The sequence below is a fragment of the Thermobacillus sp. ZCTH02-B1 genome, assembly GCF_002159085.1.
Taxonomy (GTDB): Bacteria; Bacillota; Bacilli; order Paenibacillales; family Paenibacillaceae; genus Thermobacillus.
In genome coordinates, this window is sequence record NZ_LZRU01000038.1 from 12,879 (window position 1) to 32,972 (window position 20,094).

Sequence of the window (20,094 nt, forward strand, 5' to 3'; positions counted from 1 at the left end):
AATTTAATGGATCATCCTTTGATGGGGATTACAGCCTAGATTATACATCAATTGACATTGTGCGACAATATTGTATATTCCATATTCTTTTCGGGACGGAAGTCCCGGTCGGGCGTTGATCCGTTCGACAATGATAGACCTGTCGCGACATCGGTGTTATAATATGGCATAATTCTACGTGTAAGGGAGCATAGCAACATGAGCTGGTTGGTCAAGCAGTCCATTCGCACGAAATGCCTTGTAGCATTCTATGCGGTTGCGGCCGTCTTCTCGCTTGCCATGCTCATATCGGCGCTGGTCGGCGGACAGGGCATCCTGCTGCCGCTGGTGCTCATCGTCGTGTTGTGCGGCGGCGTGTATCCGCTTGCAATGATGTTTGAGAGAACGCTGTCAGGCTCGATGGAAGAGATGCGCAACGCCGCCTACCAGATCGCGAAGGGCGACTTTACCGTGAAGCTCGAATCCTCCGAGGAAGGAGCTTCCGGCATCGCGCAGGCGTTCAACAGCATGATCGAAAGGCTGCGCGACATTCTGCGCGAGACGTCGCAGATTACGCGGATGGTCTCCGATGCATCCCGGAACATCTACGAGCGCAACCAGCAGCTCAAGACCGTCATGGAACAGGTGACGATCTCGGCGGGCGAGCTTGCCACGGGTGCGAACCAGATTTCCGAGGATGTCTCGCAGATGAGCGAGTCGATCAGCGAGATCGAGAGCAAGGTCGCCGCGTACGCCGACTCGACGAAACAGATGAATGAACGGGCTGCACACACGCTGGAACTGGTCCGTCAGGGCCGTCAGGCCGTCGAGAACCAGACCGAGGGCATGCGCCGCAACGTGGAAGCGACCGAGGCCGTATCCCGCACGATCGAAGAACTGGCGAAGCATGCCGAGGGCATCTCGAAAATCACCCGCTCCATTTCGGAAATCGCCGATCAGACGAACCTGCTCTCCCTGAACGCCTCGATCGAGGCGGCGCGCGCCGGTGAGCACGGCCGGGGCTTCGCGGTCGTCGCGCAGGAAGTGCGCAAGCTGGCCGAAGAAGCCGGCGCTTCGACGAAGGAAGTGTTCGCCCTCGTTCGCGGCATCGAGCAGGGCATCAAGAACGCGATTGCCAACATGAAGGTGAACGAGAGCGTCGTCCGCGACCAGAACGAACTGATCCGCCAGTCCAACGAAATCTTCAACGAAATCGTGAAGAGCGTCGAATTCATTTCCGAGCAGATGGAGGCCTTCAGCCGCGAAAGCGACGCGATGCTGGAGAGCGCCCGCCGGATCGTGGCGTCCATCCAGAACATCTCCGCCATCACGGAGGAATCGGCGGCCGGCACCGAGCAGGTGTCCGCGTCGATGAACGAGCAGATGGCCGCGGTCCAGCAGGTCGTCGAAGAAGCGGAGCAAATGCAGCAGACGGTGCTCAAGCTTCAGCGCACGATCCAGATCTTCAAAATCTGACGCACAAAATCTGACGCACAACAACGAATCCCCCCGGAACAAGCCGGAGGGATTTCGTTTTGCACGCGGGTCTGTCGACGGAAACGCGATTTGCTCTACAGGATATAAACCGTGACTTGCTGCATGCCGAACTGAAGCGCCTTCGTCCGGCTGTCCGGCACGAAGATGTCGATGCGCTCACCCTTGATCGCTCCGCCGATATCCGAAGCGACCGCGTACATGCCGCCCTGCGGCAGCCCGTCGTAATGATATCCGGTGATGAACAGCTTCGAGCCGAGGGGGATGACGCCGGGGTCGACGGCGACGGTGCCAAGGGTCAACGGATTGCCGAAGTAGTCCACGGGACCCCATTGGCCGTTCTCCTCCGCAGCCGCCGTGTAGGCCGTCGCCGTCATCCGGATGACCGCCTTGTACGACTTCGGCGCTGCTCCGCCCTGTCCGGCGGCGAAGGCCGTCGCCGTCGATCCGGCGGATCCGGAAGCTGCGGCCGCGGTCCCGGACGATCCGGAGGACGCGGTCACCGCGCCGGACGAGTCCGTCGCCTTCGCGCCGCTGCCTGCGCCGTTCGCGGCCTCTGCCGCGCCCGCGTCCGGAATGACCAGCTTCAATCCCTTGTAGATGTTCAGCGGATCGACGTTCGGATTCGCCGCCATCAGCTTGTCCAGCGGTACGCCGTATGCCTTCGACAGCTTCCAGAACGTGTCGCCATCGCGCGCGACATGGATGGCGGCGACGGAACGATCCGGGTCCGGAATGACCAGTTTCAACCCCTTGTAGATGTTCAGCGGATCGACGTTCGGATTCGCCGCCATCAGCTTGTCCAGCGGTACGCCGTATGCCTTCGACAGCTTCCAGAACGTGTCGCCTTCGGCCGCCACATGGACGGACGCGGCATCAGCGGCGCCCGGCATCCCGGCCAACAGCAATCCCGCCGTGAGCAATGCGGCCCTGAATTTCCTGTTCATCGAAAAACCTCCTTCCATCAGGAGGTTAGCACGACGGCAAGGAACCGTTGTACCGGCAAATGTTGCCGCATGTCCGCAAACCCGCGTCGGGAAGCGATTATGAGAATTTTTTCATCCGCACCCCGCTCGAACCAGGCGTTGAGCGGTCCCGCGGACCGTTATCGCGCCCCTGCGTCATGTGAAACCGGACGATAACGGGCCCGTGGACCGCTATCCGGCCGATCCGGTGGAATCAAACCGCAATGTATGCCCGTTTAACGGTTCCACAGACCGTTATGCCGCCTTCGCGCCCCGTCCGACCGGTTGTTAACGGTCCCGCAGACCGCTTCCGGTCGATCCGGTAGAATCAAACCCCAATGTGCGCCCGCTTAACGGTTCCACAGACCGTTATGCCGCCTTCGCGCCCCGTCCGACCGGTTGTTAACGGTCCCGCAGACCGCTATTCGCCCTTGCCGAATGGATCGGGCCGCAATGTATGCCGATTTTTCGGTCCCGCGGACCGTTATCCCGCCTCCGCACCGTGTCCAAACGGACGTTAACGGTCCCTCGGACCGTTAGCACTTCTCCGCCGGGCAGATCCCTTTCGACAGTAAACCGAATTCCGCCGCTTCCGGATCCGTCATTCCAAACCGATCCAGTCCTTGCCCGCGCGTTCGCGCCACACGCGGCGTATTGCCTCGATTTGCCCGGCGGGCAGCGGTCCCGCTTCGAGCAGTTTCGCGTTCTGCTCCCACCGGCCCGGATTCGACGTTCCCACGATCGCGGTATGCACGCCGGGGATCGACAAGGCGAACCGGAGCGCGATGCCGACCGACGTCTCGAAATCTCCCTTCAGGAAATCGTAGTCCAGCACCTGAAGCCGCTCCCAGTACGGAACCGCGTACGGATCCTCGGGCCGCCGGCCCGTCCGCCACGCGACGTTCGCCACCGGCCGCTTCACGGTCACGCCCATTCCGCGTGCCATCGCCTCGGGAAGCGTCAGGTCGATCGCCTCCTGGTCCGCGATGTTGACCGAGGTCATGAGCGAGTCGAACACGCCGGTCCGCACGGCATACAGTGCCGCCTCGGAATCGCCGCTGTATCCGATGTAGCGGGTCTTCCCTTTTTCCTTCGCCTTGAGGAGCACTTCGATCACATCGCCCCGCTTCAGCACGTCAAGGCTGCAGCTGTGCAGATGGATCACATCGACGTAATCGGTCCGAAGCCGTTTCAGGCTGCGGTCGATGCTCGCCTCGAGCACCTCCGGCTGCCAGTCCGTTCCGGGCAGTCCGGCGGCATGGCCGCATTTAGTGAACAGATAGTACTCGCTCCGACGGTGCGAGACGGCCTGTCCGATCAGCTCCTCGCTCGTCCGGTAGCACTCGGCCGTGTCGATGACATTGAGGCCGGCGTCCAGGGCGGTTCCGAGCAGCCGCTCGACTTCGGCCGTCGAAGCGCCCCGAAAGCCGATCTCCGCACCGCCGAACCCCAGCACGCTCACCGTCATGTCGGTCTTGCCGTAACGCCGCATTTCCATTCCGTCTCATCCTTCCTTTCGATCCGATTCGCTCTTCATTCGCCAATTATACCGCGAACGGACGCGAAGACGACAGGCCTGTGCTTCCCGCGATAGTGCAATTTTCCTGCCGAAGAAGGATTCGCCGCGTCGGTGTCGAATGTAAATCGGGGTTTGAGCCATTCCCGGAGGTGCAACATGATACGTCTTCCAGGTTGGCTTCGCAGACGGTATACGCTGCTCATCATTCCCGAACATTCCGGCACAAGCAGCAGGCTGAGCCTGACGATCGTGCCGTTCCTGCTCGCGGGCGCCTTATTCGGCCTGTCCGTGGCCAGCGCCGTCATCCTGCTGGTGCTCCGCTCCGAGGATGCGCTCCGCATCCGGACGCTGCACGAGGAACTGGCGGCGGCCGCCGACGAGTACGAGGCATCGCTCGCGGATCGCGAGCAGTCGATCGCGCTGCTCCAGTCCGAGGTCCGTCGGCTGACCGAGGAAGCCGGCGCCGTAAAGCGGAAGCTCGAAGAGCTCGACCGGCTGGAGGCCGAGATCGAAGCCATCGTGGAGCTTACGCTCCCGGGCGAAAAGAACGGACTGATCTCCGATGCGAAATCCGGCGTCAAACCGCTGTCATACGGGGGAGTGGGGGGCGAGAATCATCCCGTCGAGGAAGCCGAAACGACGGAGGCGGCCAGCCAAGACAGCGTCCAACTGATGATATCGCTCCGGCATGAAGCGGAATCGATGCGCACCCGGCTCGCCGCGAAGAAGGAGGAAGCGGCCCGCGTGCTCGAGAAGCTGCGGATGCTGCCGATCGCGTGGCCGACGGATTCGGTCCGCATCACCTCCAAGTTCGGCCTCCGCTCCGATCCGTTCACGCGGAAGTTGGCAAGGCACAGCGGCATCGACATCGGGGGCGACTACGGCGATCCGGTCTACGCCGCCGGCGGCGGCACCGTGATCGAATCGGCGTACAACCGTTCGCGCGGCCATTACATCGTCATCGAGCATGACTCCGGATACAAAAGCGTATACATGCATTTGCGCACACGGCTCGTGAACGAGGGCCAGAAGGTCGCGCAGGGCGATCGGATCGGATTGCTCGGATCCTCGGGACGAAGCACCGGCCCGCACCTGCATTTCGAAATATGGAAAAATGACCAGGCCGTCGATCCGCTGCCATATCTGCATTTGTTCAAGGAGGAGAATTCGTGATGTTCAAATCCGGCAAATCCAGGTCCGATTCCCCTTCGACGGACACTTATATCGGGCCGGGCAGCGCATTCGAAGGCCGCCTCGCATCGAACGGCAGCATCCGCATCGAGGGACGCGTGTCCGGCAGCGTCCACAGCAAGGGGGATGTCACGATCGGCGAGCAGGGCGTCGTCGAAGCGGACATCAAAGCGCACAACGTCATCATCGCCGGCACCGTGTCCGGGAACGTGCATGCCACCGGCAAGCTGACGATCAAGCCGAAGGGGTCCCTGACCGGTGACATTCTGACCGCGCTGCTCGAGATCAACGAGGGCGCCCGGTATGAAGGCACCAGCCGGATGATACCCGCATCCGGAGCATCACAGGCAAGGGACGGAGACAAGCCTGCGGATCGGAAGAAGGAAGGAGAAAAACGGGAAGAGCCCCCCCGTCGGGAGGAGCAGCAGCGCCAGGACAAGCGCACCGGCTGATCCGGCCGTTCGCCCGGCTGCAATGCGAAGGCTTGGGGCCGGCCGAAACGGCGGCCGCATCGGCAACCGCGCCGGCCATCCCGCTTGGGCATCCGCATGCCGCGGCCGATCGGAAGCCGCAGGAAGAAGCCGCTCCTGAAGCCGTATATCGTCCGCGCTTCGGGCCGATACTATTTCGGGTAGCGGTTTTGCGCAAGAACGGCGGCAAACCGATCGTTCAGCCGGAGGCGATGATGCATGCGGCAGGCGGAAGAACGGCGCCCGTCCGATCCCGAACGCGAATGGCGCGACATGTTCGAGGACGCCGGGATCGCCGATCTTCTCGACATGTTCGGCGATCCGGACGGAGAATTCGCGGAAGAACCGGGCGCAAGCGCATCCCGGAACGGATCGGCCGCAGTTGAACGGGCCCCGACGAACGACGGTCCGTTCCCCGACGTGCCCGACGCCGATAAGCTGGCGTCCGGAAGCCCCGTCGATCCGGCCGCGCCGGCCGACGGATGCCACGGCACCGATCTGCTGAACGGAGCCGGATAATACAATACAGAGAACGAAAATCGAACGGGACCGGCCTGCGCCTCCGCGCCTGCCGGTCCCGCGTCATATTCACACGCTCTTCTTCGTGAATCGGTTCGCATACGACGATGCCGCATAGGATTCGGGCTTCACCCGCGCCGCGTAGACTCCCATCGCCTCGATGCGCTCGATCATTTCCTTCACGTAGCGCGACGTTTTGTTGATCGTCGGATGCGTCCCCGCATCGATGTCGATGAAATGCTCCAGCGCGGCTCCCTTGTAAATGTAGGGGAGCACGATTTCTTCCATCTTCCTCAGCGCATCCCCCATGAAATAGCTCGCCACTTCCTGCGACAACGCCGTCTCGTAAGAAAGCTTCTCCTTCAGCGAACGAAGTTCGCGCGGCACGACCGTCTGGCGATAACACGCCCACGCTCCGCGGCCGACCCGGCGAATGATGATGCCGGTCACGAATTTCGTGCAGCCGCGGTAGACCTGGCTGTCCGTGCCGACGATGAAATGGTACACCGCCTTCGGATCCTGCGCCATGAAGGACAGAATGCGCGCCTGCACATCGTCGAGGGACAAGCCGCGCTCGGATACGTTCTGGAAAACAAGCTCCTGCTTTTCTGGCAGCGGCTTGTGCATGGCTTTTTTCATCAGTCTCCACCGCCTTGCGAGTCTCGAAAACGCTGGTGCGGAGAAGCTGCGGTGATTGCTGCGGATCCTGGCGGGATCAGGATGGCCCCGTCATGGTACCAGTATACCCCATTTCGGCGCATGCTGCCTTGCATGAACGGCCGTCCGGGCGGCGTGACGGCATCAGGATCGGCCCGGCAGCTTGCGTTCGGCAAAGGCCGGAAGGGGATGCCGGATCAATCGCTTGAGGGAGCGAAGCAACCGCCTGCGTCTGCTGGAACGGGACGACGTATAGGGCCGATCCTGCGGCTTCGCGGCAAGTGTCGGGCTCGCGTTCAAGCTCAGCACCTCCTTCGATCCTGCGCTCCTGAACTCGCTCTGTCATTTTTATTATCCTCCAGAAACGCTGGTGGAACAAGACTTTTTGTACATGCGAAAATGCCAGAATTCCGCAACATTTCCGGTTTTCGTTCCGTCAGTAGGGACGAACGGCGCATGATGGTCGGGGGAATCATTTTTTGGCGGAAAGGACGGATTGCACATGCGATGGAGACGGAGTCTCACGCTGATGGCCGCGGCAGCGCTGGTCTTGAGCCTGGTCACGGCGCCGCGGGCCATCGGCCGCTCCGCCGGCGGGCAGGATAAGGAACCGCCGCGCGTCATGGCGGGCGGCGCGCCGCTCAGGCTGGATCCCGCGCCGATCGTCTCGGACGGGGCGCTCCTGGTGCCGGTCCGGCCGCTCGCGGAATGGCTCGGCGCCTCCGTCACGTTCCGGACGGATCTGGAAGGAAAGCGCGCGATCATCCTCGCGAAGGACGGCAGGGTAGCGGAACTGGCCATCCGATCGAAGACGATGATCGTGGACGGAAATGCGCGGATGCTGCCCGCGGCCCCGGTGCTCCGGAACGGTTCCGCGATGGTGCCGCTGCGTGCCGTCGCCGCGGCGTTCGGGGAGACCGTCGTGTGGGAGCCCGGGGCATCCACCGCATATATCGGAAGCGCTCCCGAGCTGCCGGTCATCGGCACGGTGGAGAAACTGCGCGAAATTCTGAAAAGCGTCCGGGAAAGCGACAAGCGCACCGGCATGCTGTTCACCGCAACGGCGACGTCCGGAGCGGCCGCACCGGAGGAACTGGCCGCCGGTTCCGCCGCGTCCCGGAGTGACACCGATTATTCGCGGACGAACGTGCAGGTCGAGGGCGTCGACGAGGCGGACTGGGCGAAGACGGACGGCCGATTCATTTACCAGATCAGCGGCCGCCGCGTGCTGGTGACCGACATCCGGCAGCCCGAATCGCCCCGGCTGGCCGCCGTGCTCGATTACGCGGATGACGGAGACCGGTTCGTGCCGAAGGAACTGTACGTGTCGAACGGCCGTCTGGTCGTCATCGGCACGGCTTACCGTCCGGCGGACCCGCAGTCGGCCGAAGAAAGCGAAACTCCGCGGAACGGCGCCTTCGGCGCGCGCGACATCCTGATCTGGCCGCCGATCCGGGATCTGTCGCTCACCGCGGCCAAAGTGTATGCGTTGAACGAGGACGGCGCGGCCAGCCTCGTCCGGGAGCTTGAGATGGAGGGACAGTACGTCACGTCGCGAATGGTCGGTGGCGCACTGTACATGGTGGCAAGCAAATATCATTACGTATTCTATCCGATGGAAGGCGACGAACCGGAGATTCACCTGCAGGATTTCGAGCCGTCCTGGCGCGATACCGCCGTCTCGGACGAGGTGCAGCGGGTCCCGCTGGCCCGGATCCGCTACTTCCCGGATTCGCCGGAGGAAGGCACGCTGCTCATCGGCGCGGTCGACCTGGACGACGCCAATGCCCCCTTCAAGGTCGAGGCCTACCTCGGTTCCGCCGGCACGGTCTACGCGTCGGCGGAGAGCCTGTATATCGCGGTGCCGAAATACTTGTGGCCGGAGAACGGCTCCAGGCGGGACCGGTACGTCGAACCGGAACTGCGGACGGACGTGTACAAATTCCGGCTGGACGGCGGCTCCGCCGTCTACGCGGCTCAAGGCAGCGTGCCCGGACACGTGCTGAACCAGTTCTCGATGGACGAATACGACGGGCATTTCCGGATCGCGACGACGTCGGGCAACATGTGGGCGGCAGGCGACGCGATTTCGAAGAACAACCTGTACATCCTCGACAAGTGGCTGCGGCCGGTCGGCAGCCTCGAGGGGCTCGCTCCGGGCGAGCGCATCTATTCCGTTCGCTTCATGGGCAGCCGGGCCTACATGGTCACGTTCCGCAACGTCGACCCGCTGTTCGCGATCGACCTGTCCGATCCGAAGCGGCCCTCCGTGCTCGGCCAGCTCAAGATACCGGGTTACAGCGACTATCTCCATCCGTACGACGAGCACCATCTGATCGGCTTCGGCAAGGAGACGATCGTGACCTCGTCCCCGGACGGGCCGAACGATCCGATGGCGTACTATCTCGGCATGAAGATCTCGCTGTTCGACGTAACCGACGTGACGCAGCCGAAGGAGATGTTCAAGGAAGTGATCGGCGACCGCGGCACCCATTCGGAGCTGCTGAACAACCACAAGGCGCTGCTCTTCGACCGCTCCAGGGGGCTCCTGGCGTTCCCGGTCGAGCTTGCGGAAGTGACCCCGGAAGCCCGGGCGCAATGGGACGGCTACGGCCCGCCGCCGTACGGCGAATTCAAATATCAGGGGGCCTATGTCTATCAGATCGATCTGGAGCGCGGATTTACGCTCAAGGGAAGGATCACGCATCTTACGGAAGAGGATCTGGCGAAATCCGGCACGTACGGGTACGATCCGATGCGGGCGGTGCGCCGGATCCTGTACGCGGGCGACACGCTGTACACGCTGTCCGACTCGATGCTGAAGGCGAACGCGCTCGATACGCTGGCCGAACGCGGATCGCTCCGCTATCCCGAGCCGGAGAACGGATACAAGGGCTTCGTCCGGCCAAGCGGACCGGTGATCTTCGCGGAGTGACGAACGCTCTTCGCGCCGGCAATCGCCCCGGAACGATCTTCCATCTCCGCTTCGCGGCGCAAATGGACTTGCGCCGCCATGATCGTGATCTTCTCGCCGAAATGACCGGCGGCGAACGACCGGCGACGAAGGCGCGGACAGACACAACCAAACGGGCTGCGCATCCGGAGCGCGGACGAACCGCGGCGCCGGACGGCAGCCCGTTTTTCTTCGGTCCCTAAAGACTTCCGTTCGCGATGAGCAGCAGGATGTCCTCCCATGGCGGCCCGATGCGCCGGAACCGCTCCAGATAACGCAGCATTTCGCAGCGCGGCTTCAAGCTCCATCTCCCGACGAGGCGAAATAATCTTCGAGTCCGAGCACGATCGCCCGCGCCGCAGCCGACTGGTAAGCTTCCGTCCGCGCCAGCTCCTCGTCATGCGGATTCGTCAGGAAACCGAGTTCAAGCAGCACGGCCGGCAGGCTGTTTTCGCGGAGGACGTGAAAATTGCCGAACGAGAGGCCCTGGCTTTCGAGGCCGAGATCGGCTTCGGCGAGCCGGCGCTCGATCGCGGCGGCCAGCGGCTTGTCCTTCGCGCCGCTGTAGTAGAAGGTCAGGATGCCCGACGCCGGACCGGCGGCCGAATTGTGGTGAAGGCTGACGAACGCGTCCCCCGCCGGAACGCTCCGCGATTGCGACCCGGTCCTTGAGAGACGGCTTCTCCTCATCCGTCACCCGCGTCATGACGACGATGGCGCCGCGGAGCTCGAGCTCCCGTTTCAGGTGAACCGCCGTGGACAGGTTCAGCGTCTTCTCCCAGGTGCCGTGCGTGGTGCCGATCGCGCCGGAATCGTTCCCGCCGTGTCCGGGGTCGACGACGATGGTCTTGCCGAGCAGCGGACTTTCGGCGGTGCCTTCCTCCCCCGCCTTGCGCAATACGATGTAGGCTGCCGCAACCCAGCCGGCCCGGCCGTCCTCCGTCACGATGCTGTACCATTCGCCCGTGCTCCCGGTGACCGTCACCCGGTCTCCCCGGTTCAGGCGGCCTTCGATCGAATAATCGAGCCCGGGGCCCGAACGGATGCGCACCGCATCGCCCAGCACATGACCGGTGCGGGCGGCGTCTTCCGCCTCCCCGGCGTCCGCTTCCCGCGGCCCGGGAGCGACGCGGATGCCCCGGCCGATCACCCTCGGCTTCGGCTGTGCGGAATCCGCCGGCTGCGCGGCATCCGTCGACCCGCCGCCCGCTGCTCCGTCCTCCTTCGCTCCGCGGCCCGCCGATCCGGCGTCATCCGCCGGTCCGCCCGCGTCCGTTCGTCCGGCTCCCGCAGGCCGTGTGCCGGCGTTTGCATCCGGCTTCTCGCCGCCGTCCGTGTCCGCCTCCGCGCCCTCCTCCGCCGCACCGCCGGCGTCGCCTGAACCGGAGGCGCTTTCATCCACCGATGCGCCGGAGCCGCCGTGCACCGGCGCCAGATAGTCCGAATGCACCCATCCGGTCAAACGGCCCAGACGGATCCGGTACCAGACGTCCTCCTCTCCCAGCTTTTCCACAACCGCGCCCTGCTTCAGCCGGCCGATCACCGGCGCTTCCAGCGAAGGGGCGGCGCGCACGTTGAGGATGTCGGCCGTTACCTTGAAGCGGGCTTCGCCCGCGTTCACGATGACCTCCGCTTCCGCGGTGATCTCCGCGGGCGCGGAGGTCTGCGGCGTCGGCGAACCGGCAGCCGCCGCGGTCCAGGGAAGCGCAAGCGCGGCCGCAAGGCACCAACCGGCCGCAGTGAACCGCACCCACGCAAACCGCGTCGACACCAACCGCGGCGAAGCGAACCGAATGTTCCCCATCGTCATCCCGCCACCCGTCGACAAAAAATGATAAATCTATTATAGCAGTCGGTTAACGGCGATTGAAGAAATAGGTTCCGACGAGCGCGCCGGCCCCGGCCAGCGCCAGCATGCCTCCGATGGCGTACACGGTGCCTGCGCCGAGCATCTGGATCGCGTAGCCGCCCGCGGCGTTGCCGACGAGCCCCCCGATGCCGGCAAAGGTCACCGCGAACACCGATTGCCCCGTCGCCCGGAGCTCGGAGGGCACGATCGACGTCATGTGATGGATCGCCGCGAGGAAGAACAGCGGGAACGTGGCGCCGTGCAGCAACTGGGCGGCGACCAGGACGGCCGCGCTGTCCGTCGACCCGTAGATGAACCAGCGGACCGCGTAGACGACCGCGGCGATCGTCATCACGCCGATCGCATTCATCTTGCCAAGGAGCCTTCCCCCGAACATCATGGCCGGCACGGTGCTCATCGTGCCGGCGAACCAGGCGATCCCGATCACCGATTCGGGGGACCCGAGTTCCTTCAGATGAAGCGACAGCATCGAATCATTCATCCGATGCGGGATGCCGATGATCAGCACGATGAACAGCAGCCAGAGCAGACGGGGACGCGAGAACAGCCTGCCGAGCGCCTTCAGGTCGACCGGCTTCGGCGTCACCTTCGATTCGCGGAGCTGAAGCGCCGCCAGGATGGCCAGAACGCCGATCGCCAGGAAAAGGATCCCCAGCCTGCCGATGCCGAACGCTTTTATGAGGTAGCCGACCGCGAGCGCCGACACGCCGACCCCGATCTCGCCCCAGACGCGCATCCGCCCGAATTCCCGGCGATGCTCCTGCGCGTACGAGATGCAGAACGCCTCCGAGAGCGGTCCCATCGGACTGCCGAAGAACATGTAGAGGACGTACATCGCGAGGATGAGCCCGAGGTGCTCCGCCGCGAACAGGCCGGCTCCGGAAAGGAGCGTGCAGACGATCAGCAGAAGCATGATGCGCCGGACCGTTTTTCTTCTGTCGCTGATATAGCCCCAGAGCGGCTGCGCGACGATCGAGACGAGCGCGCCGGTCGCGACGATCGAGCCGATCTGCCCCGCGTCGAACCCCCTGTTCATCAAATAGGGCGCCAGATAGAAGCTGACGACGCCGAACACGCTGAACAACAAGAACATGAACAGCGAAACGCGAAACATGCCGGTATGGCCTCCCGAAAAATGTCGAACCCCGATGCATAATCTCAATACTATCACAGACGGTTTGCACGAAACAGGCATGGTTTTGGCATTTCCCCGGCATTCGACACCCCTTTGCAAAAACAAAACGGAAGGACGCATCTCCCCGCTCCTTCGGGGAATCTCCTTCCGTACCGTCTCTCCGGATCCCGATCCGCGTCCCGGGTCAATGCCGCCCCCGACGTTTCCCGCCGTCAGCGCGAATGGTACCACTCCGCAAGCACCTGTCCGGCCCGCTTGCCGTAGATGTCGAAACCGACGTCTTGCTTCGCTTCCCCGATCGGGTACAGGCGGACGCTCCAGTCCCACCAGAAAAATCCGGCAAACCAGGGTTCGCCGCTGAACACCTTGAGCGCCGAACGGTAGAAATTCGCCTGTTCATCCTCGTCGAACGGCAACCCGCGGTGCATGAAATCCCACGGCATCGCCGAGCAGCCGCGCGCGCTGCGGCAGCCGATCTCGGCGAACACGACCGGCTTCCCGAACTTCCGGTGCAGCCGCTCCATCCGGTCGCGCACCGGCAGCCAGTTCGCGATCATGTCCGCTTCCGTGGCCCCCGGCCCGCCGACCGGGTAGTAGGCGCTCGTGCCGATCAGGTCCACCTGGTCGAACCATTCGACGCCCTCTTCTTTCCCGTGGTTCGCGTTATAGAGGAGGGGACCGCCGAACACCTCGCGCACGCGGGCAATCGTCTTCGTCCACCGCTCCGTCTGCGGCTCGGTGCCGATCATCTCGCAGCCGACGCAGAACAGGTCGCAGCCAAGCTCCTGCGCGAGCTCCGCATAGTGGACCAGAAAGTTCGTATAGGACTCGAACCACCTGTCCCAGTACGGAGCCGCCTCGGGCGTGTGCGGAAATCCGATGTGCGCGCGCCAGATCCGGTCCTTCGAATTGACGACCGGCTTCAGCATCACCTTGAGGCCGAGCTTCTTCGCCAAGTCCACCGCATGCGCAATGTCGCGGTCGGTCACCGTATAGCCGTAGTCAAACGTGATGCTCGTCGCGTGGATGCTCTCCTGCCAGGTCCAGAACGACAACGCCACCCACTCGCAGCCGTGTTCCCGGAGTTTGCGCAGCGACTCGGCGGCCTCCGGCGTCCGGTAATCGCCGCGCCTTCCGCCCCATCCCCAGGTCATCCCCTTCATGAACAACCGTTCCATCGATCCGCACCCCGTCGTGCCGTGATGATGCATGCACGTTGGCATTAAACCCAATATATCACGCGCGCGGGCGATCGGGAACCGTCCGGGGCCGTCATTCCCAAAAAACAAATGGACTTTCGGCGTATCCGCCGAAAGTCCCGCTCCCTATCCGGCGTCGTCAACCGACCGCCGCCGTATGCACGACGCGCGGCGAAATGACGGGCGAAACCCGGAGGTTCGTCCCGGTCCGCATCCGGGACATGCGGCCTCCGCGAACGTCACACCATGAGTTCGCAAATGTCGTTCGCGAACGCGACCGGGTCGTCGATCGGCAATCCCTCGATCAGCAGCGCCTGGTTGTACAGCAGGTTCGTGTAGCGCCGCAGTTTGTCGTCGCCCGAGGCGCGGGCGCGCTTCAGCGCTTCGTATACACTGTGACCCGTGTTGATCTCGAGGACCTTCTCCGCCCGGATGTTCTTCCCGTGCGGCGTCTGGCGCAGCACCTTCTCCATCTCGATCGACAGCTCGCCCTCCGCGGTCAGGCAGACCGGATGGGACTTGAGCCGCTTCGATGCCCGGACGTCCTTCACCTTGTCGCCGAGCACTTCCTTCATCGCCTTGAACAGCTCTTCCTGCTCCTTCGCCTCCTCGTCGGACGGCTTCTCCTGTTCATCCGGCTCGATGCCGAGATCGCCGCCCGAGATGGAGCGGAATTCCTTGCCCTTGTACTGCGTCAGCACCTTGATCGCGAACTCGTCGACATCTTCCGTCAGGTACAGGAGTTCGTACCCCTTGCTCAGCACGAGCTCGGCCTGGGGAAGCTTGTCGATCCGCTCGACCGATTCGCCTGTCGCATAGTAGATGTACTTCTGATCCTCGGGCATGCGGGATACATACTCTTCCAGCGTAACCATCTTCTTCTCTTTCGACGAGAGGAAGAGCAGGAGATCCTGCAGCTCGTCCCGGTTCACGCCCATGTCGGTGTAGAGGCTGAACTTGAGCTGCCGGCCGAACGCCTTGAAGAACTTCTCGTATTTCTCCCGCTCGTCCTTCAGCATTTGCAGGAGATGATTTTTGATCCGGTTCCGGATGTTTTTCGCGATCTGCTTCAGTTGACGGTCGTGCTGGAGCATTTCCCTGGAAATATTCAGCGACAGGTCCTCGGATTCGACCATGCCCCTCACGAAGCTGAAGTGATCGGGCAGGAGATCCGGGCATTTGTTCATGATCAGCACGCCGCTGGAATAGAGCTCGAGCCCTTTCTCGAAATCCCTCGTGTAATAGTCGAAGGGCGCCTGCTCCGGAATGAACAGGATCGCGTTGTAGACGACGGCGCCGTCTGCATGGATGTGGAGCCAGGAGAGCGGTTTGTCGTAGCCGTACTTTTTCTCATAGTAGAAATTCTCGTAATCCTCGGGCTTCAGCTCGTTCTTGTTGCGGCGCCAGATCGGCACCATGCTGTTGATCGTCTCTTCGCTCCTGTACTCCTCGAACTCGGTCTCCGACCCTTCCTTCTTCCGCGTGCGGGTGATCTCCATCTTGATCGGGTAACGGATGAAATCGGAGTACTTCTTGATGATCTGCCGGAGCCGGTATTCCTCGAGGTATTGGTCATAGTTCTCGTCGGCGGTGTTGGGCTTGAGCTTCAGGATGACGTCGGTCCCGACCGTCTCCTTCTCCCACGGCTCGACCGTAAAGCCGTCCGCGCCGGACGACTCCCACTTGAAGGCGCGGTCGCTGCCGAGCGCGCGGCTGATGACGGTCACCGTCTCCGCGACCATGAACGCCGAGTAGAAGCCGACGCCGAACTGGCCGATGATGTGATGGTCTTCCTTCGCCTCGATCTCGCGCTTGAACGCGAGCGAGCCGCTCTTCGCGATGACGCCGAGGTTTTCGATGAGCTCCTGCTCGGTCATGCCGATGCCGGTGTCGGAAATGGTCAGCGTCCGGTTCGCCTTGTCCGGAATGATTTTGATATAGTAGTCGTCCTTGTTGAACGTGAGGTTCTCGTCCGTGAGCGCCTTGTAGTAGATTTTGTCGATCGCGTCGCTGGCGTTGGAGATCAGCTCCCGGAGGAAGATCTCCTTTTGCGTGTAAATCGAGTTGATCATCAATTCGAGAAGCCTTTTCGATTCGGCCTGGAATTCCTGCTTGACCGCCATGCGTTCCGCCCCTTTCCGGAATGAAGTCGTGAAAAAAGGAAACAGCCTCCCGCCGGCGGCGCCGCGTACGGATTTCGGGCGGCTGCGGTCCGAAAGCCGGGAATTCATGAGATCCGTGATGCCGAAATCCTTGACGCCGTGCGGGATTGCCGTTCGTTGCAGCGTGTTAGCACTCTCGACCCGAGAGTGCCAATATCTATATAGCATATCCGTTTTTGGCGTGTCAACGCGGCGGGAACGGCAGAATTAGCTATTTAAAATGTTGATATTAGCTAATTCAAAAGTTATAATTGGATAAACTTGATCGATCGGAGGTGTCGGTGTTGCGGGTGCCTTCCACGGAATTGCAGAACAACTTCGGCCGTTATCTGAAATACGCCGAGGCGGGCGAAGAGATCATCGTGACGAAGAACGGCCGGGACGTGGCCCGCCTGGTGAAGGCGGAGGCATCCGAATCCCGCGGGGCGGCATCCCCTTACCGCCCGAAGAGCGAATGGGTGACCTATGGGGAATATCGGAGTCTGGTGGAGCAATCGGAGCATCGGTACGAGCTGATCGACGGCGTGCTGTACAACCTGGCGTCGCCGTCATATGCGCATCAGGAAGCGGTCAGCGAATTGCTTGCCCGTCTCCGCCAATGGTTCAAGGGCACATCCTGCGTGCCGCTCACCGCACCTTTCGACGTCACCCTGAAGAAGGCGGAGGACAACATCTGCGTCGTGCAGCCGGACCTCCTCGTCATCTGTGACCGGGAAAACATCGACGCGGACGGCAAATACCACGGCGTGCCGGCGCTTGTGGTCGAGGTGCTGGCCCCCTCCACCGCCGGCAAGGATTTGACGAAGAAGACGGAGCTGTACATGACGTGCGGCGTGAAAGAATATTGGATCGTCGACCCCGGGCGGCGGACGGTCACGGTCTACGCGTTCGCGCAGGGCGAAATCGCGGATTATGCGGTGTTCCGCGGGAACGACACGGTGCGGTCGGCGGCCTTCGACGGCCTGAGCGTACCGCTCGGGGAGTTGTTCGGGGAGTGACGGGCGATGAGGTGCCCGCCCGGCGGTCCGTTAACGGTCCCGCGGACCGTTATCGTCCGGTTGGCAGCCGCCCGGGGCCCCGTTAACGGTCCCGTGAACCGTTAACCGGCTCCGGGAGGCGGGCCGCGCCGCCGAAAGATGGCGTTTTACGGTCCCGCGGACCGTTATCGTCCGGTTGGCGGCCGCCCGGGGCTACGTTAACGGTCCCGCGAACCGTTAACCGGCTCCTGGAGGCGGGCTGCACCGCCGAAAGATGGCGTTTTACGGTCCCGCGGACCGTTATCGTCCGGTTGGCAGTCGCCCGAGGCCACGTTAACGGTCCCGTGAACCGTTAACCGGCTCCTGGAGGCGGGCCGCGCCGCCGAAAGATGGCGTTTTACGGTCCCGCGGACCGTTATCGTTCGGTCGGCGGCCGACCGGGGCACCGTTAACGGTCCCGCGGACCGTTAACCTTGCCAATCGGTGCCATTCTGCGCTACAGTCAAGCTGATGACGGGAGTATTTCCGCAGGATCGGAAAGGGGCATCCCGATGCATCTCGTTACAGCGGAAGAAATGCGCGCGCTCGACCGATACGTGATCGAACGGATCGGCCTGCCCGGCGCGGTGCTGATGGAGAACGCCGCCCGTGCGGTGGCGGAGGCGGCGATGGCGCTGGGCGCCGAATGGTACGGCGCAACCGGCAGCGGAAGCGGTGTCGTCCGGGCACCTTCGGGCGGTGGTGCGCCGTCGGGCGAACGTTACGGCATGCCATCCGGCGGCGTCGGCGCGCCCCCGGGCAGCGCGTCCGCACGGGCCTGCGAAGCGGCGCGCGGCCGCCCGCTGCGATGGCTCGTGCTCGCGGGCAAGGGCAACAACGGCGGCGACGGCATCGCCGCGGCGCGCCATCTGCTCGAGATGGGCGCGGAGGCGTCGATCCTGTACGCCGAGCCGCCCGAGCGGCTGTCCGGCGACGCCGCCCTGCAGCGCGACGCGGCCGCGAGGCTCGGCATTCCGGCGATGGTCTATGAGCCGGGCGCCGTCGACTGGCGGAGCTTCGACGGCATCATCGACGCGCTGCTCGGCACGGGTTCGCGCGGCGCGCCGCGCGAACCTTACGCGTCGCTGATCCGCGAGGCGAACGCGAGCGGGCTGCCGATCGTGGCGGCGGACATTCCGAGCGGGCTCGACGCCGACACCGGCGCCGTGCACGAGCCCTGCATCCGCGCCGCCCGCACGGTCGCGCTCGCGTTCATGAAGCGCGGGCTTGCGCTTTATCCGGGCGCGGAATACGCCGGCGCCGTCACGGTGGCGCCGATCGGCATCCCCGCCCGGCTGGCGGACGCGCACGGCGTCCGCGTGTTCCGCCTCGACGAAGCCGCCGTGCGCGGACGGCTCGGCGTCGATCCCGCGCGGCCGCGCCGCCCGGACACGCACAAGGGCACCTACGGCCGCGTCCTTGTCGCGGCGGGTTCGCCGCGCATGGCCGGAGCCGGCCTCCTGTGCGTGCGGGCCGCGCTGCGCGCGGGCTGCGGACTCGCGACGTGGGCGCTGCCCGCGGGTCTGGCGGCCGCCGTCACCGGCCGCGTGCCCGAGGCGATGCTGGCGCCGCTCGCGGACGGCGGCCGGGGCGACTGGTCCGCCGTCGACCCGGAGGCGCTCGCGGCCGAGCTGGCCGGCGCGGACGCGCTCGTGCTCGGCCCGGGGCTCGGCCGCTTCGCCGGCGACGCCGCCTGGCTCCGGCGCGTCTGGGACATCGCCGCCGGATCCGGAGGCGCCGGGCGCGCCGTGCCGTTCGTGCTCGACGCCGACGCGCTGAACATGCTGGCGGAGGCGGACGACTTCGTCGCCTGGCCGAAGCGCCCGGCGGACAGCCCGGCCATCCTCACGCCGCACCCGGGCGAGATGGCGCGGCTTACCCGCACGAGCACCGCCGAGGTCCAGCGCGACCGGATCGGCGTCGCCCGCGATTACGCGGCGCGGCACGGCGTCGTCCTCGTGCTGAAGGGCGCCGCCACCGTCACCGCGCTCCCGGACGGCACCGTGTACGTGAACACGACCGGCAACCCGGGCATGGCGACCGGCGGCAGCGGCGACGTGCTCGCGGGCGTCATCGGCAGCCTCCTCGCCCAGGGCATGCCGCCGGGCACCGCCGCCGCCTTCGGCGTCTGGCTGCACGGCCTTGCCGGAGACCGGGCTGCCGCGGCCCGTCCGAACCAGGCGTCGCTCATCGCCGGCGATATCATCGAGCATTTATGACGCCATGACCCGCCTCCCCGGATCGGCCCGGGCCGGCGGGTCACATGTTTCTCTCCGCAAGCCGCACATACAGCCCGAACAGCGCCCCGCCGTACGCGAGGGGCCACCGCCAGACGAAGGCGGCGCCCAAACCCGTCGATCCGTCCGCTGCCGTCATCCACCCGGCCAGCGGCGCGACCGGCGGCAGCAGGAACAAAAGCGGCCTTCCCCTGCCGCAAGATCCACCGGGAGCAGCAAGATCATGGCGCGACAAAGGGTCAAGGATGCCGCATGACTCCGTTTTGTGGTACGATGGCGGATGGCGGGTTCATTTTTGCAGATGGGAGATCCGACGATGAAAACCCTTCATGTTGCCGGTGCCGTCATCTTCAACGACCGAAACGAAATCCTCTGCGCGCAGCGGTCGCCGTCGATGCCGCTGCCCGGATTGTGGGAATTCCCGGGCGGCAAGATCGAGCCGGGCGAAACGCCCGAAAGCTGCCTCGTCCGGGAAATCCGGGAAGAGCTCGACTGCCTGATCGAAGTCGGCGAACGGATCGCCGACATCACGCACCAATATCCGGATTTTACGGTGAGACTGATCACCCTCAAAGCCCGCATCCTGGAGGGAACGCCCAGACCGAAGGAACATGCGCAACTCGTCTGGCTGCCGCCATCCGAAATCGAAAAGCTGGAATGGGCCCCGGCCGACATGCCGACCGTGCGTTCACTGGCGCGTTCTTCCGGCACGGGGCGGACCTGAGGCG

At 64.0% G+C, this 20,094-nt stretch carries 16 protein-coding genes and 1 pseudogene; 8 read left to right on the top strand and 9 right to left on the bottom strand.

Going from position 1 to position 20,094, the window contains the following annotated elements; all coding sequences use genetic code 11:
* Positions 1–198: 198 nt before the first annotated feature.
* Complete coding sequence (locus tag A9Z00_RS14380) at positions 199–1,455, top strand: methyl-accepting chemotaxis protein (RefSeq protein WP_296978943.1); 1,257 nt, start codon at positions 199–201, stop codon at positions 1,453–1,455.
* Between the two features lie 95 nt (positions 1,456–1,550).
* Here the strand turns inward: A9Z00_RS14380 and A9Z00_RS14385 are convergent, their stop codons facing one another.
* Both A9Z00_RS14385 and A9Z00_RS14390 read right to left on the bottom strand, forming a co-directional pair.
* Positions 1,551–2,420: a LysM peptidoglycan-binding domain-containing protein gene (locus A9Z00_RS14385; protein ID WP_296978945.1), complete on the bottom strand. Its 870-nt coding sequence runs from the start codon at positions 2,418–2,420 to the stop codon at positions 1,551–1,553.
* Positions 2,421–3,039: 619 nt separating this feature from the next.
* Complete coding sequence (locus A9Z00_RS14390; RefSeq protein WP_296978947.1) at positions 3,040–3,936, bottom strand: aldo/keto reductase; 897 nt, start codon at positions 3,934–3,936, stop codon at positions 3,040–3,042.
* A 177-nt stretch (positions 3,937–4,113) separates the two neighbouring features.
* On the opposite strand from A9Z00_RS14390, the gene A9Z00_RS14395 reads away from it, so the two are divergent.
* The 3 genes from A9Z00_RS14395 (at position 4,114) to A9Z00_RS14405 (ending at position 6,137) form a co-directional block, all read left to right on the top strand.
* On the top strand, positions 4,114–5,130 hold the full coding sequence (locus A9Z00_RS14395; protein ID WP_296978948.1) for a M23 family metallopeptidase: 1,017 nt from the start codon (positions 4,114–4,116) through the stop codon (positions 5,128–5,130).
* The gene (locus A9Z00_RS14400; RefSeq protein ID WP_296978986.1) at positions 5,130–5,600 is read left to right on the top strand and encodes a bactofilin family protein; all 471 of its coding nucleotides are present in this window, start codon (positions 5,130–5,132) and stop codon (positions 5,598–5,600) included. The genes A9Z00_RS14395 and A9Z00_RS14400 overlap by 1 nt, the downstream gene beginning before the upstream one ends.
* Before the next feature lie 237 nt (positions 5,601–5,837).
* Positions 5,838–6,137: a hypothetical protein gene (locus A9Z00_RS14405; protein ID WP_296978950.1), complete on the top strand. Its 300-nt coding sequence runs from the start codon at positions 5,838–5,840 to the stop codon at positions 6,135–6,137.
* A gap of 69 nt (positions 6,138–6,206) precedes the next feature.
* Here the strand turns inward: A9Z00_RS14405 and A9Z00_RS14410 are convergent, their stop codons facing one another.
* Complete coding sequence (locus A9Z00_RS14410) at positions 6,207–6,776, bottom strand: ribonuclease H-like YkuK family protein (RefSeq protein WP_296978951.1); 570 nt, start codon at positions 6,774–6,776, stop codon at positions 6,207–6,209.
* Between the two features lie 520 nt (positions 6,777–7,296).
* On the opposite strand from A9Z00_RS14410, the gene A9Z00_RS14415 reads away from it, so the two are divergent.
* The gene (locus A9Z00_RS14415) at positions 7,297–9,729 is read left to right on the top strand and encodes a beta-propeller domain-containing protein (RefSeq protein ID WP_296978952.1); all 2,433 of its coding nucleotides are present in this window, start codon (positions 7,297–7,299) and stop codon (positions 9,727–9,729) included.
* Between the two features lie 315 nt (positions 9,730–10,044).
* Here the strand turns inward: A9Z00_RS14415 and A9Z00_RS14420 are convergent, their stop codons facing one another.
* The 5 genes and pseudogenes from A9Z00_RS14420 to htpG form a co-directional block, all read right to left on the bottom strand.
* The gene (locus tag A9Z00_RS14420; protein WP_296978953.1) at positions 10,045–10,437 is read right to left on the bottom strand and encodes an N-acetylmuramoyl-L-alanine amidase family protein; all 393 of its coding nucleotides are present in this window, start codon (positions 10,435–10,437) and stop codon (positions 10,045–10,047) included.
* A pseudogene (locus A9Z00_RS14425) lies at positions 10,400–11,557 on the bottom strand (N-acetylmuramoyl-L-alanine amidase family protein); the annotation flags it as partial. The gene A9Z00_RS14420 and the pseudogene A9Z00_RS14425, both read right to left, overlap by 38 nt.
* Before the next feature lie 46 nt (positions 11,558–11,603).
* Entirely contained in the window at positions 11,604–12,731 is a 1,128-nt protein-coding gene (locus tag A9Z00_RS14430; RefSeq protein ID WP_296978954.1) for an MFS transporter, read from the bottom strand.
* A 233-nt stretch (positions 12,732–12,964) separates the two neighbouring features.
* On the bottom strand, positions 12,965–13,930 hold the full coding sequence (locus A9Z00_RS14435; protein WP_296978955.1) for a glycoside hydrolase family 113: 966 nt from the start codon (positions 13,928–13,930) through the stop codon (positions 12,965–12,967).
* Between the two features lie 260 nt (positions 13,931–14,190).
* Positions 14,191–16,074: a molecular chaperone HtpG gene (htpG, locus tag A9Z00_RS14440; RefSeq protein WP_296978956.1), complete on the bottom strand. Its 1,884-nt coding sequence runs from the start codon at positions 16,072–16,074 to the stop codon at positions 14,191–14,193.
* 320 nt (positions 16,075–16,394) lie between these two features.
* Here htpG and A9Z00_RS14445 point away from each other — a divergent pair, with 320 nt between their 5' ends.
* On the top strand, positions 16,395–17,111 hold the full coding sequence (locus A9Z00_RS14445; protein WP_296978957.1) for a type II toxin-antitoxin system prevent-host-death family antitoxin: 717 nt from the start codon (positions 16,395–16,397) through the stop codon (positions 17,109–17,111).
* A gap of 530 nt (positions 17,112–17,641) precedes the next feature.
* A complete protein-coding gene (locus A9Z00_RS14450; protein ID WP_296978959.1) occupies positions 17,642–19,348 on the top strand; it encodes an NAD(P)H-hydrate dehydratase in 1,707 nt (568 codons plus the stop codon).
* 40 nt (positions 19,349–19,388) lie between these two features.
* Here the strand turns inward: A9Z00_RS14450 and A9Z00_RS14455 are convergent, their stop codons facing one another.
* Positions 19,389–19,544: a hypothetical protein gene (locus A9Z00_RS14455; RefSeq protein ID WP_296978960.1), complete on the bottom strand. Its 156-nt coding sequence runs from the start codon at positions 19,542–19,544 to the stop codon at positions 19,389–19,391.
* A 138-nt stretch (positions 19,545–19,682) separates the two neighbouring features.
* On the opposite strand from A9Z00_RS14455, the gene A9Z00_RS14460 reads away from it, so the two are divergent.
* Positions 19,683–20,090 carry a (deoxy)nucleoside triphosphate pyrophosphohydrolase gene (locus A9Z00_RS14460; RefSeq protein WP_296978962.1) on the top strand — a complete coding sequence of 136 codons (408 nt, stop codon included), beginning with the start codon at positions 19,683–19,685 and terminating at the stop codon, positions 20,088–20,090.
* The last annotated feature ends 4 nt before the right edge of the window (positions 20,091–20,094 follow it).

Bases quoted from the DNA above. Each gene is read 5' to 3' on its own strand.
- A9Z00_RS14380 (WP_296978943.1), top strand. From the start codon at position 199: ATGAGCTGGTTGGTCAAGCAGTCCATTCGCACGAAATGCCTTGTAGCA.
- A9Z00_RS14385 (WP_296978945.1), bottom strand. From the start codon at position 2,420: ATGAACAGGAAATTCAGGGCCGCATTGCTCACGGCGGGATTGCTGTTG.
- A9Z00_RS14390 (WP_296978947.1), bottom strand. From the start codon at position 3,936: ATGGAAATGCGGCGTTACGGCAAGACCGACATGACGGTGAGCGTGCTG.
- A9Z00_RS14395 (WP_296978948.1), top strand. From the start codon at position 4,114: ATGATACGTCTTCCAGGTTGGCTTCGCAGACGGTATACGCTGCTCATC.
- A9Z00_RS14400 (WP_296978986.1), top strand. From the start codon at position 5,130: ATGTTCAAATCCGGCAAATCCAGGTCCGATTCCCCTTCGACGGACACT.
- A9Z00_RS14405 (WP_296978950.1), top strand. From the start codon at position 5,838: ATGCGGCAGGCGGAAGAACGGCGCCCGTCCGATCCCGAACGCGAATGG.
- A9Z00_RS14410 (WP_296978951.1), bottom strand. From the start codon at position 6,776: ATGAAAAAAGCCATGCACAAGCCGCTGCCAGAAAAGCAGGAGCTTGTT.
- A9Z00_RS14415 (WP_296978952.1), top strand. From the start codon at position 7,297: ATGCGATGGAGACGGAGTCTCACGCTGATGGCCGCGGCAGCGCTGGTC.
- A9Z00_RS14420 (WP_296978953.1), bottom strand. From the start codon at position 10,437: ATGAGGAGAAGCCGTCTCTCAAGGACCGGGTCGCAATCGCGGAGCGTT.
- A9Z00_RS14430 (WP_296978954.1), bottom strand. From the start codon at position 12,731: ATGTTTCGCGTTTCGCTGTTCATGTTCTTGTTGTTCAGCGTGTTCGGC.
- A9Z00_RS14435 (WP_296978955.1), bottom strand. From the start codon at position 13,930: ATGGAACGGTTGTTCATGAAGGGGATGACCTGGGGATGGGGCGGAAGG.
- htpG (WP_296978956.1), bottom strand. From the start codon at position 16,074: ATGGCGGTCAAGCAGGAATTCCAGGCCGAATCGAAAAGGCTTCTCGAA.
- A9Z00_RS14450 (WP_296978959.1), top strand. From the start codon at position 17,642: ATGCATCTCGTTACAGCGGAAGAAATGCGCGCGCTCGACCGATACGTG.
- A9Z00_RS14460 (WP_296978962.1), top strand. From the start codon at position 19,683: ATGAAAACCCTTCATGTTGCCGGTGCCGTCATCTTCAACGACCGAAAC.